This window comes from Paraburkholderia sp. UCT31, from assembly GCF_014397655.1.
GTDB lineage: Bacteria > Pseudomonadota > Gammaproteobacteria > Burkholderiales > Burkholderiaceae > Paraburkholderia > Paraburkholderia tuberum.
The window spans coordinates 82,772-98,286 of sequence record NZ_VZQP01000028.1 but is presented as its reverse complement, the minus strand read 5'-3'; the positions used below and the strand labels follow the sequence as shown (position 1 = coordinate 98,286).

Below are 15,515 nucleotides of genomic sequence, written 5' to 3'. Positions count from 1 at the left end.
CACGGTCCCCCGACGGAGATTCATCAATGGACATGCAGCAGATCGAAGAGGTCGCGAAGCAGTTGTACATACGCGCGCTGAAGCATTTGCCGCCCGACATCAAGGACGGTATCGCGCGCCTCGAACGCGCTGAAACCGACGACACCGCGCGCCGCGTGCTGGGCACAATGCGCACCAATATCGCGATTGCCGAAGATCGGGACAACCTGCTGTGCCAGGACACCGGGCTGCCGATCTACAACGTGACGATCGGCACGGGCCTCGCGCTCGACGGCGTCGCGTTGAAAGCAGCGATCCGGCGCGGTTGCGAACGGGCCACGCGCGAGCATCCATTGCGCTCGTCGGTCGTGCATCCGTTGACGCGGAAAAACGAACATTCGTCTTGCGGCGTGCTGATGCCCGCGATCCATATCGACTTCGACTCGACAGCCGACACGCTCGTGATCGAAATGATTCCGAAGGGCAGCGGTTCGGAAAACAACTCGTTTCTGAAAATGGCGATTCCGGCGGAAGGTGTCGACGCGATCAAACGCTTCGTGATCGACTGCGTGGTCGATGCGGGCGGCAAGACGTGTCCGCCGACGATTGTAGGCGTGGGCATCGGCGGTACATCGGATCTGTGCGTGTGGCTCGCCAAGCGTGCCGCGACGCGCGCGCTCGGTACGCATTGCGACGATCCGGCGGCGGCCGCGCTGGAGGAGGAACTGTCGGCCGCGGTGAACCGCCTGGGCGTCGGCCCGCAGGGGCTCGGCGGCGACGCGACATCGTTCGCGGTCCACCTCGAACTGGCGGCGACGCATATCACGATGAATCCGGTTGCCGTGAACATGCAGTGTCATTCGGCCCGCCGCGCGCGCGCCACGCTGACGCCGGCGGGCGTCGAGTACGGCTACTGACACGCGGGCTGTCCGCATCGGCACGCACACCGTCAAGGAACGATCGATGACTCATCACACGCTGTCCATGCCCGCTAGCGAAGCGCAGATTCGCGCGTTGCGCACGGGCGATACCGTTACGTTGACAGGCACGCTGTTCGGCATCCGCGACGCCACGCAGATCCATATGTTCGACCGTGGCCGCACGACTCGCTTCGATCTGCGCGGCCATGCGGTGATTCACACCGCGCCGAACGTGCGCAAGGTGCCACGCTCGGACGCACATCCGGCGGGCTACGAGCCCGTCTGCGTCGGCACGACGACGTCCGCACGCATGGAGCGCTTCACCGCGGCGCTGATGGCGCAGTACGGCGTGCGCATCGTGATCGGCAAGGGCGGGCTCGGGCAGGCGTCGAGCGATGCGTTCGCAAAATACGGCGGCGTGTATCTCGCGATCGTCGGCGGCACGGCGGCGCTGGAGACGACATGGATCGAACAGATCGAAGACGTCGATCTCGACGACCTGAACCCCGAATCGCTATGGCGCTTCAGGATCGGCGAATTCGGCCCGCTGCTCGTCGCGATGGATAGTCACGGCGGCAGCGTCTACACGAAGGTCCAGCAGAGCACGCGTGAGCGGCGCGAAGCGGTGCTCGCGTCGCTGGGCATCAGAAGCTGAACGAACGCAGCGTCGTTCATCACGGGAACCGACCATGAAGCACGTGGATACCGACATCCTGATTCTCGGCAGCGGCGGCGCGGGCCTGTTTGCCGCGCTGCATGCGCAGGCCGACGCGCCGCAGTTGCGCATCACGATCGCCGTGAAAGGATTGCTCGGCAAATGCGGCTGTACGCGCATGGTGCAGGGCGGCTATAACGTCGCGCTGGCACAGGGCGATTCGATCGAACGTCACTTCATGGATACGATCGAAGGCGGCAAATGGCTGTCGAACCAGGAACTCGCGTGGACGCTGGTGACACGCGCGGTCGAGCGGATAAACGAACTCGAAAACGAACTGGGCTGCTTCTTCGACCGCAACCCGGACGGCACGCTGAAGCAGAAGGCATTCGCCGGGCAAACCTTCGACCGCACGGTGCACAAGGGCGATCAGACTGGCATCGAGATCATCAACCGGCTTGCCGAACAGGTGTGGGCGCGCGGGATCGAGCGGCTCGAAGAACATCGCGCGGTGGAATTCATCGAGTCCGAAGACGGCAGCGCACTGGCCGGCGTGCTGATGATCGACATTCGCAGCGGCGAATTCGTCTTCGTGCGCGCGAAGGCCGTGCTGCTCGCGACGGGCGGCGGCCCCACGATGTACAAGTACCACACGCCGAGCGCAGACAAGAGTTGCGACGGCATGGCGATGGCGCTGCGTGCCGGCCTCACGTTGCGCGACATGGAGATGGTGCAGTTCCACCCGACGGGCTTGCTGGCGGGCACTCATACGCGCATGACGGGCACCGTGCTCGAAGAAGGGCTGCGCGGCGCGGGCGGCTATCTGCTGACGGGCGACGGCGAGCGCTTTATGCACCGCTACGATCCGCGCGGCGAGCGCGCGACGCGTGACATCGTCTCGCGCAGCATTTTCCGTGAACTGCGCGCGGGCAACACGACGCCGAACGGCGGCGTCTATCTGCGCATGGATCATCTCGGGCCCGACAGCGTGCGCCAGCGTTTCAAGGGCATGGTCGAACGCTGCGCGGATTGCGGCTTCGATCTGGCGGGCGGCCAGGTCGAAGTGGTGCCGACCGCGCACTACATGATGGGCGGCGTGCTGTTCGAGACCGACTGTTCGACGACGCTGCCGGGCCTCTTCGTCGCGGGCGAGGATGCGGGCGGCGTGCACGGCGCGAACCGGCTGGGCGGCAACGGCGTCGCGAATTCGACGGTGTTCGGCGGCATTGCGGGTGAGACGCTCGCGCGCTGGGTGCCGCACCATGGGCGCCTCGCCACCGCCGATGCCAGTCAGATCGAGCGCGCCATCGAACGTTGCACGCGGCCGCTCGGCCTGCCTGCGGGCGATCTCGAATCGATCCGCGACGACCTGTACGAGTTGATGTGGCGCGACGTCGGCATCCTGCGCGACGAGCAGGGCTTGCTGCGCGCGAGAAGCGCGTTGATCGACATCGGCGAACGGCTGGACCGCACGGGTGTCGATGGACGCGATCTGCGCTTCAACCTGTCGTGGCACGACTGGATGAACCTGCACAACCTGACGCTCGTGAGCCGCGCGATCACCGAGTCGGCGTTGCTGCGCGAGAATTCGCGCGGCGCGCATTTCCGCGAAGACTTTCCCGACGCCGGAGATCTGGACACATCCGAGTATGTATGCCTGCGGCTTCAGCAGAACGCCTTCGAAACCAGCCGCCGGCGCGTGCAGTTCACGCGCGTGAAGCCTGGTCAGTCGCTGCTCGACGAATCATTGCCACTGGCGCAAACGTCGGCCGCCGTCGTGAAGTGACGCTTCACGGCGGCCGTGAACGCTTCGCGTCCGTGTTCGCGCCGTTCCAGCAGGCCGACGCGGCGCGGCGCGATCCGCTCGGGCAACTCGGTCACGCGCAGCCCTGATTCGTGATTCCAGTTCGCATTCGCGAGACGCGGCACTACCGAAACGCCGAAACCGCGCTTCACCATTTCGCAGATCGATTCGAGCGAGTTCAGCTCCATGATGTCGTGCACGGAAGCGTCGAGGCCGCGCAGCGCGTCGTCGATCAGCATGCCTGTCCACGTCTGCCGGTCGAAACGGATGAACGGCTCACGCAGCAGCGTGTCGACGTGCGCGCGCGGATTGTCAGCCGACGAGATCAGCACCATCGGCTCGTGATACAGCACCGTCCACTTCAACGCGGCGGGAAAGCCGGTGGGCGACTGCGTGACGATGGCGGCGTCGAGTTCTCCGTTCTCCACGCGTAGCGTGAAGTCGCTCGACAGGCCCGTGAAAAGCTTCAGTTCGAGGCGCGGGTAGCGGCGTTTCAGATTCAGCATCGCATCGGCGAACGCGCCCATCAGCGACGACACCAGCGCGCCGACCCGCACGACGCCCGCCAGTTCGTCGCGGCCCGCCGTGGCCAGAATCCGCCGATAGTTGGCGACCAGCGTTTCGGCGAGCGGCACGATCGTGCGTCCCTGTTCGCTCAATGCGACCGAGCGCGCGCTCCGTTCGAACAGCACCATGTCGAGATCGCGTTCCAGTGAACGCATCTGCAGGCTCACGGCGGCCTGCGTGAGACACACTTCGTCGGCGGCTGCGGCGAACGAGCCGTGGCGCGCGACGGACAGAAACGTGACGAAATAGCGAATCGCACTCATGACGCTCACTCCGCTTGACGTTGCCGCATCGGCATTACTTTATCGCGTGAACAAGCGATGAGCCCAGCAGCGCCACGCCCGAAGCGAACAGCAGCGCAAGCAGCACCCGCCGAAACGCGGTGTCCGACAGACGCCGATAAAGCCGTGAGCCGAGCCACGCAAACAGCAGCGACGACGGCAGCATCCAGGCGAAGAGTACTAACGTCTGCTTGCCGATCAGGCCCGTCAGTGCATACGTGACGAGCGTCAGCGATTGCATCGCGATGAAAAAGCTTTGGCAGATCGCGCGCTGCGTATCTTTGTTGTGACCGCGCAGCATGCACCATATGGTCGGTGCCGGACCGACGAGCCCCGCAATGCCGCCCAGAATGCCGCCGACCACACCGACGCCGCCGTCCGCCCAGGCACCGCCTGCCGTCACCGTCGGCAGATCTTTCGCGGCGAGCATCACGCCGCAATAGACGATCATCAGCAGACCGGCGCCGATCCGAAAGCCGACGGGATCGATGAACGGCAGCAGCGTCGCGCCGATCGGCACGCCGACAATGCCTCCTGCGATGAACGGACCGATGATCTTCGGCCGTATCTGCGAGCGCACCGTATGCACGGTTAGCATCTGTCCGACCAGCGAGCCGACCACGAGCATCGGCCCGATCGCTTGCGGCGGCAGCGCCCATGCCCAGAACACCATCGCGACGAGACCGAACGCAAATCCCGCCAGCCCCGACACGAAGCCGGCGACCGCGCTGCCTCCAATCACCAGCAGCGCGATGTCGGCGCTTAGCAACGAGCCTCCCGTGCGTGCACGCCATGCTTCACGACTGCATGCCCCAGCGTTGCACGGTATGGCGTTCGAGTACGCGGAAGATCAGGTTTTCGACGGCGAGGCCAATCAGAATCACCGTGAACAGACCCGCGAACACGTTCGCGATGTCGAGCAGGTTCTTGTTTTCGTAGATGAACCAGCCGAGGCCGCCGGAACCCGAACTCACGCCGAACACGAGTTCCGCCGCGATCAGCGTGCGCCACGCGAAGGCCCAGCCGATCTTCAGGCCGGTCAGAATGTTCGGGAACGCAGCGGGCACCAGAATCGCGGCGACGTAGCGCCCGCCGCGCAACCCATAGTTGCGCCCGACCATTTTCAGCGTGTTGCTCACCGACAGAAAGCCCGAGTGCGTATTCAACGCGACCGACCATGTCACCGAATGCACGAGCACGAAGATCAGGCTGCCGTTGCCGAGCCCGAACCAGATCAGCGCGAGCGGCAGCAGCGCGATGGCGGGCAGCGGGTTGAGCATCGACGTCATCGTTTCGAGAAAGTCCGTGCCGATGCGCGACGTGATCGCGGCGACCGTCAGCAACGCGGCCAGCAGCAGACCGCAGCCGTAGCCGAGCAGCAATACGTGGATCGACGCCCATGCCTTGCCGGGCAGTTCGCCGTTTGCGATGCTCGTGCAGAACGCGTCGACGGTCGCGCTGAAAGTGGGAAACAGCAACGGATTGTTGAGCCAGCGTCCGTAGCCTTCCCAGACCAGAGCGAGCAGCGCGAGGATCAGGAACTTGCGCAGCCAGCTCTGGTTGTACAGGCGCTCGAACGGTGACAGCGGCTTTTCGACGACGCTGAAATGCTGTGCATCGCTGGGTTCGCGAATGATCTCGCCGCGCGGCGCGCGCGTGATCATGTCGTCACGGGGCGGATGGACGGATGCAGAACCGTGTGCGGTAGCGTCAGACATTCTCTGCCTCGTGGATTTCGTCTTCGAACAGCATGTGCTGGATGCGTTTTTCGAGCGTGGCAGCAGATTCACCTGCCGCCGCCGTATCGAGTTCTGCCTTGACCTGCCCCGGGTGCGGCGACAGCAACAGAATCCGGCTGCCGACCTTGATCGCTTCCGGAATCGAATGCGTGACGAATAGCACGGTGAAGCGCGTTTCCTGCCATAGCGTCAGCAGTTCGTCCTGCATCTTGCGGCGCGTGAGCGCATCGAGTGCGGCGAACGGCTCGTCCATCAGCAGGATGTCCGGTTCCATCGCCATGCCGCGCGCAATCGCCACGCGCTGCTTCATGCCGCCCGATAACGTATGCGGATGGCTGTCCGCGAATTTCGTGAGGTTGACCTTGTCGATGTAATGCATCGCGCGCTGTTCCGCTTCGCGCGCCGACAGCCGGTGCGAAGCGAGCAGCGGAAACATCACGTTCTGCTTGACCGTCTTCCACGGCAGCAACTGGTCGAATTCCTGAAAGACCATCATCCGGTCGGGGCCCGGCTTCGTCACCGTCTTGCCCTTCAGCGTGATCGAACCTTCCGTCGGCAGCAGATAGCCGCCGACGCTCTTGAGCAACGTCGACTTCCCGCAACCCGATGGCCCAAGCAAAACGAAACGGTCGCCTTCGAATACCTGAAAGTCGACGCGATACGTTGCCATCACGAGATGCCGCGGCGTCTTGTATTGCAGCGTTACGCCGGCGACATCCAGTAACGGCATGCCGCTCGGCGAGGATGTGGCGCGGGTGGCTCCAGCACGCGTGCGATGCATGATCAACTCCCTTGAAGCGATTGGGCGGTCGGAAAGAACATGTCCTTCCACGAGGCGGGTTTGGTCTTGATCAGGCCCGTGCGTGCCATGAAATCCGCGTATTTGACCGTGTTTTCGGGCGTGGTCGTGAAGGCGACATCGGGCGACGAAATCATCTTTTCGATGTCGGCGACATTGCTCTTGTCCTTGCTGATGCGCAGGTAGGCGAGTGCGGCCGCGTGCTTGTCCCTCGTGATCTGCGCTTCGGCATCGTCGAGCGCGGCCATGAAGGCTTGCACGAGTTTCGGATTCTGTTGGTAGAACTTCGTCATGCACCAGACCAGATTGAATGTCGACTTGCCGCCCAGAACGTCATACGAATTCACAACGGTGCGCACGCCAGGGTGGGCCAATTCCTGTTCCTGAAACGGCGGCGAGCCGAAATGCGCGGTCACTTCGCTATTGCCCGACAGCAGCGCCTGCTGCGCATCGGGATGAGCCAGCGAGACGGTGTATTTATCGAGCTGCCCCTGGTTGCCGGCGCCGAAGGCCTTTTCCGCGGCCATTTGCAACGTGATTGCCTGGATCGACACCTTCGCTGCGGGCAGCGCGATCTTGTCCTTGCCGGTGAAGTCTTTCAACGTTTTCACCGTCGGATTGTTGGTGTTCAACAGCAGCGGCATCGAATTGATCGCCGACAGCGCCTTGACCTCGACGGGCGTGCCGCGCGTACGCGCCCACAGCAGCACGAGCGGCGCGACGCCGCCTGACGCGATCTGCAACGAATCGGACAGCAGCGCGTCGTTCATCACGTTGCCGCCCGCGAATTCGACCCATGACACTTTCAGATTCGGCACGCCCAGTTGCGCGGCGTGCTTTTCGATCAGCTTCTGATCCTGCATCAGCATCAGCGGCAAATAGCTGACGCCGTATTGGCGCGCGATCCGGATCTCCGACAGTTCGGCGCGGGCGGGCGCACTGGCGAGAGCTGCGCCGAGAGCGAGCAGCGTTGAGAGAAATACGGCAACTTTACGAAGGCTCATTGCTGGACACTCCTTGCGACAGGAACGGCACGGCCAATCTGTTGAAATGCGACACCGGATAAACCGGATGGGTAGGGGCTGCGTGTGCTTATTCGGTCTCGCGTGGCTGCGGCCGGCGCAACGCATGCGTCACGCGGCAAGGCGCGACATGAAGGACATGAGCGGGATGACGATGAGGCGGGGTACGCATCGTGAGTGTCTCCTTGTTGCCGGCCTGCTCGCGACAAAACGGTTTGCGCGACGCGGCCGGAATCAGGTTCACAGATGGTGTGTTGTGGGCAACCGGATCGCGCGTGAAATGCCTTGCTTCGGTGACTGTGGCATTCAGCGAATTCAGCGCCGTGTGATTTAACTCATCTGTATGAGTAGCGAGTGTAGGTGATCGTGCTGTTGATTGCAAATGCGGGAAAACGTGACATGTGCGGCGCGCGGCCGGAGGCTTTTGGCGCTGCGCACCGCGCTTGGCTTCTGGCCTTGTCAGAGCGGCTCTTCGTGCGATGCCGAAGCACCGACGTATTCGTAGCGTGCGGTGTTCGCATGCGAGATCCGCACTTCGACGGGCGCCTGATGATACGAATACGCGACGCGCCGCACTTCAAGAAGCGGCGTGCCGTGCGGCACTTCCAGCAGTTTGCTTTCGAGTTCATTGGCTACCGCGACGCGCACGCGTTCCTCGGTGCCGAGCACGTTGATGTTGAACGCATCCTGATAGAAGTTGTACAGCGTGCTCGGCCGGCTGCGCAGCGCGGCTTCCGTCAGGCCCGGAAAACGCGCCTCGGGTACGGTGATGTTGTCGATCATCACCGTTTCGCCATGCAGCGCCAGACGGTTGATGAACGTGAACACGCGCGCGCCCGTTGCGACTTTCAGCAGCGTCGCGATATCGCGCGTAGCCTTGGCCTTCCTGAACTGCACGAGCGTTACGGTCGGGTAGGTCTTGTCGCCGTCCTGGCGCACGATGCGGAAGAAGCGGAAGAAATGACGATCACGCTGGTGTTGCGCGACGAAAGTACCGAGCCCCTGATGCCGCACCAGAATGTTGTCGGCCACCAGTTCGTCGATTGCCTTGCGCAGCGTGCCGATCGATACGCCGAAGCGTTCGGCCAGCCGCTTTTCCGAAGGAATCGTTTCGCCGCCCTTCCATTCGTGCGCGGCCAGCGCGGCCAGCATCGCATTCTTCACTTCCTTGTAGCGCGTGCCGCCGATTGCCGGCGTGGTGGCCGCACCGTTCGGTAGATTGATACCCGTCGTCAACGTATTCATCGATCTCATCCTGTCGTTGCATCTTCATTGCTGCTGTCTTTCAATTGATTCTACTTCATACGGTTCATCAAACACATATAGATGATATGGTTGACATATGCAAATGTGCCGCCTAAGATGGGTTCACGCAGGCGAACCAAACCGTACCAACAGACTGGAGACAACTGATGAGCCACACCGCAGCAGGTGCACCGCAACAATCCGGTGAAGGATCTTCCGCCAGCCCTTCGTCAGACCGCAAAACGATTCATATCGTGCTGCACGAAGCGAAAGACACCGTCGGTGTGGCGGTTGTCGAAGGCATCAAGGCGGGGACCCAGTTGAACGCGTGGATCATGGACGACGACGAGGTCGTGACGATCTCGGCGAAACAGAACATTCCGATCGGTCACAAGGTGGCGCTGAAAGACATGGCGGTCGGCGACACGGTGTTCAAGTACGGCGTGGACATCGGCAAGGTCGTTGCGCCGATCCGCGCGGGTGAACATGCGCATGTTCACAACATCAAGACGAAGCGCTGGTAGCCGGCGCGAGGATCGACCAGCTCGCGCATCGACATTGCGAGCGAGCTTCCCCACTCAACAGAGCCAGATCGAAGAGAGCCACCATGAGCGTGATTGACCAGAACACCACTTTCCGCGGGTTTCGCCGTTCCAATGGACGCGTCGGCGTGCGTAACCATGTGATCATCCTGCCCGTCGACGATTTGTCGAACGCCGCCGCGCTGGCCGTCGAGACGGCCATCAAAGGCACGATGGCGCTACCGCATCCATACGGCCGCCTGCAGTTCGGCGCCGACCTCGATCTGCATTTCCGCACGCTGATCGGCGCCGGCTGCAACCCGAATGTCGCGGCGGTCGTCGTGATCGGGATCGAGGAAGGCTGGACCAAGCGCGTCGTAGACGGCATTGCGAAGTCAGGCAAGCCGGTGATGGGCTTCGGCATCGAACTGCATGGCGATCACGATACGATCATGCGTGCGTCGAAAACCGCGAAAGAGATGGTGCAGTACGCCACGTCTCTCGATCGCGAAGAATGCCCGATTTCGGACCTGTGGGTATCCACGAAATGCGGCGAATCCGATACCACGTCCGGCTGCGGCGCGAACCCGACTGTCGGCAATGCGTTCGACAAGCTCTACGGGTTGGGCACGACGCTCGTCTTCGGCGAGACGTCCGAACTCACGGGCGGCGAGCAGATCGTTGCCGCGCGTTGCGCGAACGACCAGGTGCGCGAGCGCTTCCAGTTCATGTTCGACCGCTATCAGGACATGATCAACCGCTGGAAGACCGACGATCTGTCGGAGTCGCAGCCGACCAAAGGCAACATCGCGGGCGGCCTGACGACCATCGAAGAAAAAGCGCTGGGCAATATCCAGAAGATCGGCAAGAAGTGCAGCGTCGACGGCGTGCTCGACAAGGCCGAGGAACCGACGGGGCCGGGCTTGTGGTTCATGGATTCGTCGTCAGCCGCGGCCGAGATGGTGACGCTGTGCGCCGCGTCGGGCTTTGCCGTGCATCTCTTCCCGACCGGGCAGGGCAACGTGATCGGCAATCCGATCGTGCCTGTCATCAAGATTTGCGCGAACCCGCGTACGGTGCGCACGATGAGCGAGCATATCGACGTGGATGTGTCGGGACTATTGCAGCGCGAACAGAATCTCGATCAGGCTGGCGACAAACTGCTGGAATCGATGCTGCGCACCGCGAACGGGCGCTTTACGTCGGCGGAAGCGCTGGGCCACCGCGAGTTCGTGTTGACGCGCCTGTTCGAAAGCGCGTAATTTCTCCGGGCCCGTCCTCGCGACGGGCCGCGCTGCATGGCGCATGAATCCTGATCGCGCAGGCGGCTGCGATGACAGTTAGCTTCGCGTCAGCTTCGGATCCCCTGTATTCAATGGAGCTTTCGCAGCAGCGCGCGCACGCGTGACGTCTCGGGCCCAGGAAGCCCGGCACGCGCCGCACGGCGCTGTTCCATTTTCCAGCAGCAGCGAGTGGAGGAGACACCATCTTGCGCGTGCTAAAACATCTTTACGTGCAGGTTCTGATCGGACTTGCGGCAGGCATTCTCGTCGGTTATTTCTGGCCGGATCTGGGCGTCCAGATGAAGCCGTTCGGTGATACCTTTATCCGGCTCATCAAGATGCTGATCACGCTGGTGATCTTCTGTACCGTCTCCGTCGGCATCGCGCGGATGGAGAATCTCAAGCAGGTCGGGCGCGTCGGCCTCAAAACCATCGTGTACTTCGAAGCGGTGACGACGGTGGCGCTCGTCATCGGCCTTGTCGTCGCCAATCTGCTGCACCCCGGCTCCGGGCTGAACATCGATCCGAAGACGCTCGATACGCATGCAGTCAGCCATTACGTGACGGAAGTTCACGCGCAGTCGAACACCAGCTTCCTCGAAGAGATCGTGCCGAATTCGGTCGTGGGCGCGTTCGCGCGGGGCGATCTGTTGCAGGTGTTGCTGTTCTCGGTGTTGTTCGGCATCGCGCTATCGATCATGTCGCGGCGCAGCCGCTTCCTGTCGCGCGTGATCGAACAGAGCGGCGAAGCGCTGATGCGGATCGTCGAAATGATCATGCGCCTGGCTCCCCTTGGCGCGTTCGGCGCGATGGCGTTCACAGTCGGAAAATATGGCATTTCGACGTTGCAGCAACTCGGCCTGTTGATCGTGTGCTTCTATCTGACGAGCATTCTCTTCATCGCCCTGGTGCTGGGCACGATCTGCCGCTGGGCGGGCGTGGGGTTGTGGCCGCTGCTCAAGTATCTGCGTGAGGAGCTGCTGATCGTATTGGGCACGTCTACAACGGAATCGGTGTTGCCTCGTTTGATGGAAAAGCTCGAACGGCTTGGGTGTCCGAAGCCGGTAGTCGGGCTCGTGCTGCCGACGGGCTATTCGTTCAACCTCGACGGCGCCGCGATCTATCTGACGATGACCTCGCTCTTCATCGCGCAGGCCACCAATACCCATCTCACGCTACTGCAACAGATCGGGCTGCTGGCGATATTGATGGTGACGTCAAAGGGCGGCGCGGGCGTGGCGGGTGCGGCGCTGGTCGCACTGACGGCGACACTGTCGACGCACAACATCATTCCGGTTGCGGGCATTACGCTGATACTCGGTATTGATCGCGTGCTCAACGAGGTTCGCGCGATCGTGAACATGATCGGCAATGCGGTGGCGACGATTGTCGTCGCCCGCTGGGAAGGCGCATTCGATGTGCAGGCCGCGCGCAAACTGCTGGCCGCGCCGCCGGAAGTTCAACGCGGCGAGCCGCAAGCGAACGCAAGCGATGTCAACGACATGGCGCCGCCCGCGTATGTACGGGAGCGCTCGAATTGAGCACGAACCTGAATACGAATCCGCGCGCGACGCGCAAGAAGATCGTCATCAGCGAATTCATCGACGCTTGCGCAGTCGCAGCGCTCAGCGAGCGCTTCGACGTGCATGCCGATGCGTCGCTTGTCGATCAACCCGTTGCGTTGAACGCGTTGCTGGCCGATGCCGACGCGCTGATCGTGCGCAATCGCACGCAGGTAAGGGCCGCGCTGCTCAATGCCGCGCCGCGTCTGAGCGTAGTCGGGCGTCTGGGCGTCGGGCTCGACAACATCGATCTGGACGCATGCGCGCAACGCAACGTATCGGTGTTCCCGGCGACGGGTGCGAATGCACGCGCGGTGGCCGAGTACGTGCTCGCCACGGCACTGATGCTGCTGCGCGGTGCATACCGTTCGAGCATGGAGGTCGCGGCGGGCAAATGGCCGCGCGCGGCGCTTTCGAATGGCCGCGAAGCGGCGGGTAGCACGCTTGCCGTAATCGGCTTCGGCGGCATCGGGCAACTCGTTGCGCAGCTCGCGCGCGCGCTGGGCATGCAGGTGCTCGCCTACGATCCGCTGCAGCCGGCCGACGCGGCGTGCTGGGCCGCGACCGGCGCACGCCGCGTGAGCATCGACGAAGCGTTGCGTGCCGCCGATGTGATCACGCTGCATGTGCCGCTCGTCGACAGCACGCGCAATCTGCTCGGCGCATCGCAACTCGCGGCGCTGAAGCGCCACGCGATTATCGTCAACACGTCGCGCGGCGGGATCGTCGATGAAGCGGCGCTTGCCTTGGCGTTGCGCGAAGGCCGCATCGGCGGCGCGGCGCTCGACGTTTTCAACGATGAGCCGCTCGCCGCCCGTTCCCCGCTGGCCGACGCACCAAACCTCATTCTCACGCCGCACATCGCGGGGCTGACCATGCAGTCGAACGAACGTGTCAGCACGCTCGTTGCGGCGCGCGTGACGGAGGCCCTGCTTGCGCAGCGTGATTCACACGTGACCGAAGGAATTTCACGATGACGCGAGTCTCAACCGACGAACTGCTCGAACTCGCGACGCGCGCCGTCCGCAACGCGGGCGCAACGCCGGAGACCGCGACGGCCACGGCCCGCGCGTTGGTGTATGCGGACTCGTGCGGGTTGTCGTCGCACGGTGTTTCGCGTTTGCCGATGTACGTCGCGCAGTTGCGCAACGGGCGCGTCGATCCGCAGGCGAAGCCCTCCATCGTTGCGACGCGCAACGCCGCCGTGCTCGTCGATGCCGCCGATGGCATGGCGTTTCCCGCCTGCGCGCTTGCTGTCGAGACCTTGATCGGCCGTGCGCGCGAACACGGCAGCGCAGTGGCGAGCGTGACCCGCAGCCATCATTTCGGCGTCGGCGCATATCACCTGGAGGCGATCGGCGCGGCGGGCATGGTGGGCCTTGCGTTCAGCAATTCCCCGGCGGCGATGCCCGCGTGGGGCGGGCGTCATGCGCTATTCGGCACCAATCCCATTGCCGCCGTGTTTCCGCGCCGCAATGGCGACGCATTGATAGTCGACCTGTCGCTGTCGCAAGTGGCGCGCGGCAAGATCATGGTTGCGGCGCGCGATGGCAAGCCCATACCGTCCGGCTGGGCGACCGCCCGTGACGGCACGCCGACCACCGACGCCAAGGCGGCGCTCGACGGCATGATGCTGCCGTTCGGCGGCGCGAAAGGCGCGATGCTCGCGCTGATGGTCGAACTGCTGGCGGCGGCGCTGGCGGGCGCGAACTTCGGCTATGAAGCGGGATCGTTCCTGACCGAGGAGGGGGCACGTTCGCGGATCGGCCATCTGTTCTGGGCCATCGATCCGGGCGCGCTGGCCGGCAATGAGATGTACGTAGAACGGGTCGAGGCGCTTGTCGCGGCGATGTTGCAGGATGCGGATGTCCGTTTGCCAGGGCAACGGCGGCATGCGTTGGCCGACGCGGCAAGCCGCGATGGAATCGAGATTCCCGATGCGTTGCTCACACAGTTGCAGACATTGGTCGCGTGATGCGCGAATGCGCCGAAAGGAACCAGGCGCACTTCACGCGGGCGCCGGACCGCTCGTGCCACGCACGATCAGTTCGATCGGCAGACACTCGCGCTGCGGCGGCACGCCGTCCGAGAGCCAACGCAGCAGTGCGCGCGCGACGCGTTCGCCGAGTTCGTAAGTGGGCAACAGCACGGTAGTGAGACCTGGTGTGATCTGCGAGACGATGGGCAGATTGTCGCAACCGACAATCGATAACTGCTGCGGCACGGCGATACCGGCCGATTGCGCTTCGAACAGGCAACCCAGCGCGAGCACGTCATTGCCGCAGAAAATGGCGCTTGGAGCAGGGCGCAATTGCGTCAGTAGCTTGAGCCCGGCGCGACCGCCTTCGAAGCCGAATGGCTGTTCGATGACGTTCGCATCAGGCAGACGGATATCGTGCTGTGCAAGGGTTCGCCGGAAGCCTTCGATCCGCTGACGCGCGCGGTCGTTATGGCGCGTGAAGCCCGAGATCACGCCGAAGCGGCGATGACCGAGTTCGAGCAGATGTTCAGCGGCCAGTTGCCCGATCAACTGGTTGTCGAAGCCAATCGACGGCGGTGTATCTGCGTCGCCGCTGCCGGCTGCGCCGGGGCGCTCGGCGTGCGACCAGGTCAGCAGCAGCGCGACGTGGCTCGCGCGAATCAGTTCATAGGTTTGCGGCGCATGGTCGGTGCCGACCAGAACGATTGCGTCTACAGCACGTTCCAGCAGCGCGCGCACGACTTCGATTTCCGCGGACAGGTTGTACTCGTGCGCGGAGATCAGCAACTGATAGCCGGAATTCGACAGTGTGGTTTGCAAGCCTTGCACCGCACGCGCGAAGATCGCGTTGTCGAGCGTCGGCACGATGGCGCCGACCATTCGCGCACGGCCCAGCGCAAGCGCGCGCGCCGCGCCGTCGGGCACATATCCCAGCGTGGCGATCGCATCACGGATGCGCGCGCGCGTGTCCGCTTTCACCATGTCGGGGTTGGAGAGAGCGCGCGACACAGTTGCCGTCGAGACGCCGGCGAGTGTGGCGACATCGCTGATACGGGCGCGTGGCAAGGTATTCATTGCGGCAGATCAGACAGGTTTGGATAGGCTCAATTGATTGTAGTGCCCGATTGCAAGCGAACGACAGTACAACATCATTCGAA

15 protein-coding genes are annotated in these 15,515 nt (G+C 63.3%); 8 read left to right on the top strand and 7 right to left on the bottom strand.

Features of this window, described 5'->3' with window-relative positions:
• The first annotated feature begins 26 nt into the window (after positions 1–26).
• From F6X40_RS23355 to F6X40_RS23345, 3 genes are read left to right on the top strand one after another with little or no spacing between them, the layout of a single operon-like run.
• Positions 27–896: a fumarate hydratase gene (locus F6X40_RS23355; RefSeq protein WP_187629379.1), complete on the top strand. Its 870-nt coding sequence runs from the start codon at positions 27–29 to the stop codon at positions 894–896.
• A gap of 46 nt (positions 897–942) precedes the next feature.
• On the top strand, positions 943–1,554 hold the full coding sequence (locus F6X40_RS23350) for a FumA C-terminus/TtdB family hydratase beta subunit (RefSeq protein ID WP_184043520.1): 612 nt from the start codon (positions 943–945) through the stop codon (positions 1,552–1,554).
• A 34-nt stretch (positions 1,555–1,588) separates the two neighbouring features.
• Positions 1,589–3,340 (top strand): L-aspartate oxidase, encoded by a 1,752-nt coding sequence (locus F6X40_RS23345; RefSeq protein WP_187629378.1) that lies wholly within the window; start codon positions 1,589–1,591, stop codon positions 3,338–3,340.
• Here F6X40_RS23345 and F6X40_RS23340 read toward each other — a convergent pair.
• The 6 genes from F6X40_RS23340 to F6X40_RS23315 all read right to left on the bottom strand — a co-directional run bounded on the left by F6X40_RS23340 (position 3,280) and on the right by F6X40_RS23315 (position 9,011).
• Positions 3,280–4,188: a LysR substrate-binding domain-containing protein gene (locus tag F6X40_RS23340; RefSeq protein WP_187629377.1), complete on the bottom strand. Its 909-nt coding sequence runs from the start codon at positions 4,186–4,188 to the stop codon at positions 3,280–3,282. The genes F6X40_RS23345 and F6X40_RS23340 overlap by 61 nt on opposite strands.
• A gap of 34 nt (positions 4,189–4,222) precedes the next feature.
• Complete coding sequence (locus F6X40_RS23335) at positions 4,223–4,975, bottom strand: sulfite exporter TauE/SafE family protein (protein ID WP_018422887.1); 753 nt, start codon at positions 4,973–4,975, stop codon at positions 4,223–4,225.
• 28 nt (positions 4,976–5,003) lie between these two features.
• Complete coding sequence (locus F6X40_RS23330; protein WP_187629376.1) at positions 5,004–5,924, bottom strand: ABC transporter permease; 921 nt, start codon at positions 5,922–5,924, stop codon at positions 5,004–5,006.
• Positions 5,917–6,726 (bottom strand): ABC transporter ATP-binding protein, encoded by an 810-nt coding sequence (locus tag F6X40_RS23325; protein WP_262421519.1) that lies wholly within the window; start codon positions 6,724–6,726, stop codon positions 5,917–5,919. Before F6X40_RS23325 ends, F6X40_RS23330 begins: the two co-directional genes overlap by 8 nt.
• Positions 6,727–6,728: 2 nt before the next feature.
• The gene (locus F6X40_RS23320; RefSeq protein ID WP_187629375.1) at positions 6,729–7,748 is read right to left on the bottom strand and encodes an ABC transporter substrate-binding protein; all 1,020 of its coding nucleotides are present in this window, start codon (positions 7,746–7,748) and stop codon (positions 6,729–6,731) included.
• 477 nt (positions 7,749–8,225) lie between these two features.
• Positions 8,226–9,011 carry a GntR family transcriptional regulator gene (locus F6X40_RS23315; RefSeq protein WP_187629374.1) on the bottom strand — a complete coding sequence of 262 codons (786 nt, stop codon included), beginning with the start codon at positions 9,009–9,011 and terminating at the stop codon, positions 8,226–8,228.
• A gap of 254 nt (positions 9,012–9,265) precedes the next feature.
• Between F6X40_RS23315 and F6X40_RS23310 the strand changes: the two genes are divergently transcribed.
• The 5 genes from F6X40_RS23310 to F6X40_RS23290 all read left to right on the top strand — a co-directional run bounded on the left by F6X40_RS23310 (position 9,266) and on the right by F6X40_RS23290 (position 14,352).
• Positions 9,266–9,535 (top strand): UxaA family hydrolase, encoded by a 270-nt coding sequence (locus F6X40_RS23310; protein WP_244144807.1) that lies wholly within the window; start codon positions 9,266–9,268, stop codon positions 9,533–9,535.
• Between the two features lie 83 nt (positions 9,536–9,618).
• A complete protein-coding gene (locus F6X40_RS23305) occupies positions 9,619–10,794 on the top strand; it encodes a UxaA family hydrolase (protein WP_184073948.1) in 1,176 nt (391 codons plus the stop codon).
• 227 nt (positions 10,795–11,021) lie between these two features.
• On the top strand, positions 11,022–12,356 hold the full coding sequence (dctA, locus tag F6X40_RS23300) for a C4-dicarboxylate transporter DctA (protein ID WP_187629373.1): 1,335 nt from the start codon (positions 11,022–11,024) through the stop codon (positions 12,354–12,356).
• Positions 12,353–13,354, top strand: coding sequence for a hydroxyacid dehydrogenase (locus tag F6X40_RS23295; RefSeq protein ID WP_187629372.1), 1,002 nt, complete (start codon positions 12,353–12,355; stop codon positions 13,352–13,354). Before dctA ends, F6X40_RS23295 begins: the two co-directional genes overlap by 4 nt.
• Positions 13,351–14,352 (top strand): Ldh family oxidoreductase, encoded by a 1,002-nt coding sequence (locus F6X40_RS23290; RefSeq protein WP_187629371.1) that lies wholly within the window; start codon positions 13,351–13,353, stop codon positions 14,350–14,352. The genes F6X40_RS23295 and F6X40_RS23290 overlap by 4 nt, the downstream gene beginning before the upstream one ends.
• Before the next feature lie 33 nt (positions 14,353–14,385).
• On the opposite strand, the gene F6X40_RS23285 is transcribed toward F6X40_RS23290, so the two are convergent.
• Complete coding sequence (locus tag F6X40_RS23285) at positions 14,386–15,432, bottom strand: substrate-binding domain-containing protein (RefSeq protein WP_187629370.1); 1,047 nt, start codon at positions 15,430–15,432, stop codon at positions 14,386–14,388.
• Between the last annotated feature and the right edge of the window lie 83 nt (positions 15,433–15,515).

Bases quoted from the DNA above. Each gene is read 5' to 3' on its own strand.
- F6X40_RS23355 (WP_187629379.1), top strand. From the start codon at position 27: ATGGACATGCAGCAGATCGAAGAGGTCGCGAAGCAGTTGTACATACGC.
- F6X40_RS23350 (WP_184043520.1), top strand. From the start codon at position 943: ATGACTCATCACACGCTGTCCATGCCCGCTAGCGAAGCGCAGATTCGC.
- F6X40_RS23345 (WP_187629378.1), top strand. From the start codon at position 1,589: ATGAAGCACGTGGATACCGACATCCTGATTCTCGGCAGCGGCGGCGCG.
- F6X40_RS23340 (WP_187629377.1), bottom strand. From the start codon at position 4,188: ATGAGTGCGATTCGCTATTTCGTCACGTTTCTGTCCGTCGCGCGCCAC.
- F6X40_RS23330 (WP_187629376.1), bottom strand. From the start codon at position 5,924: ATGTCTGACGCTACCGCACACGGTTCTGCATCCGTCCATCCGCCCCGT.
- F6X40_RS23325 (WP_262421519.1), bottom strand. From the start codon at position 6,726: ATGCATCGCACGCGTGCTGGAGCCACCCGCGCCACATCCTCGCCGAGC.
- F6X40_RS23320 (WP_187629375.1), bottom strand. From the start codon at position 7,748: ATGAGCCTTCGTAAAGTTGCCGTATTTCTCTCAACGCTGCTCGCTCTC.
- F6X40_RS23315 (WP_187629374.1), bottom strand. From the start codon at position 9,011: ATGAATACGTTGACGACGGGTATCAATCTACCGAACGGTGCGGCCACC.
- F6X40_RS23305 (WP_184073948.1), top strand. From the start codon at position 9,619: ATGAGCGTGATTGACCAGAACACCACTTTCCGCGGGTTTCGCCGTTCC.
- F6X40_RS23290 (WP_187629371.1), top strand. From the start codon at position 13,351: ATGACGCGAGTCTCAACCGACGAACTGCTCGAACTCGCGACGCGCGCC.
- F6X40_RS23285 (WP_187629370.1), bottom strand. From the start codon at position 15,432: ATGAATACCTTGCCACGCGCCCGTATCAGCGATGTCGCCACACTCGCC.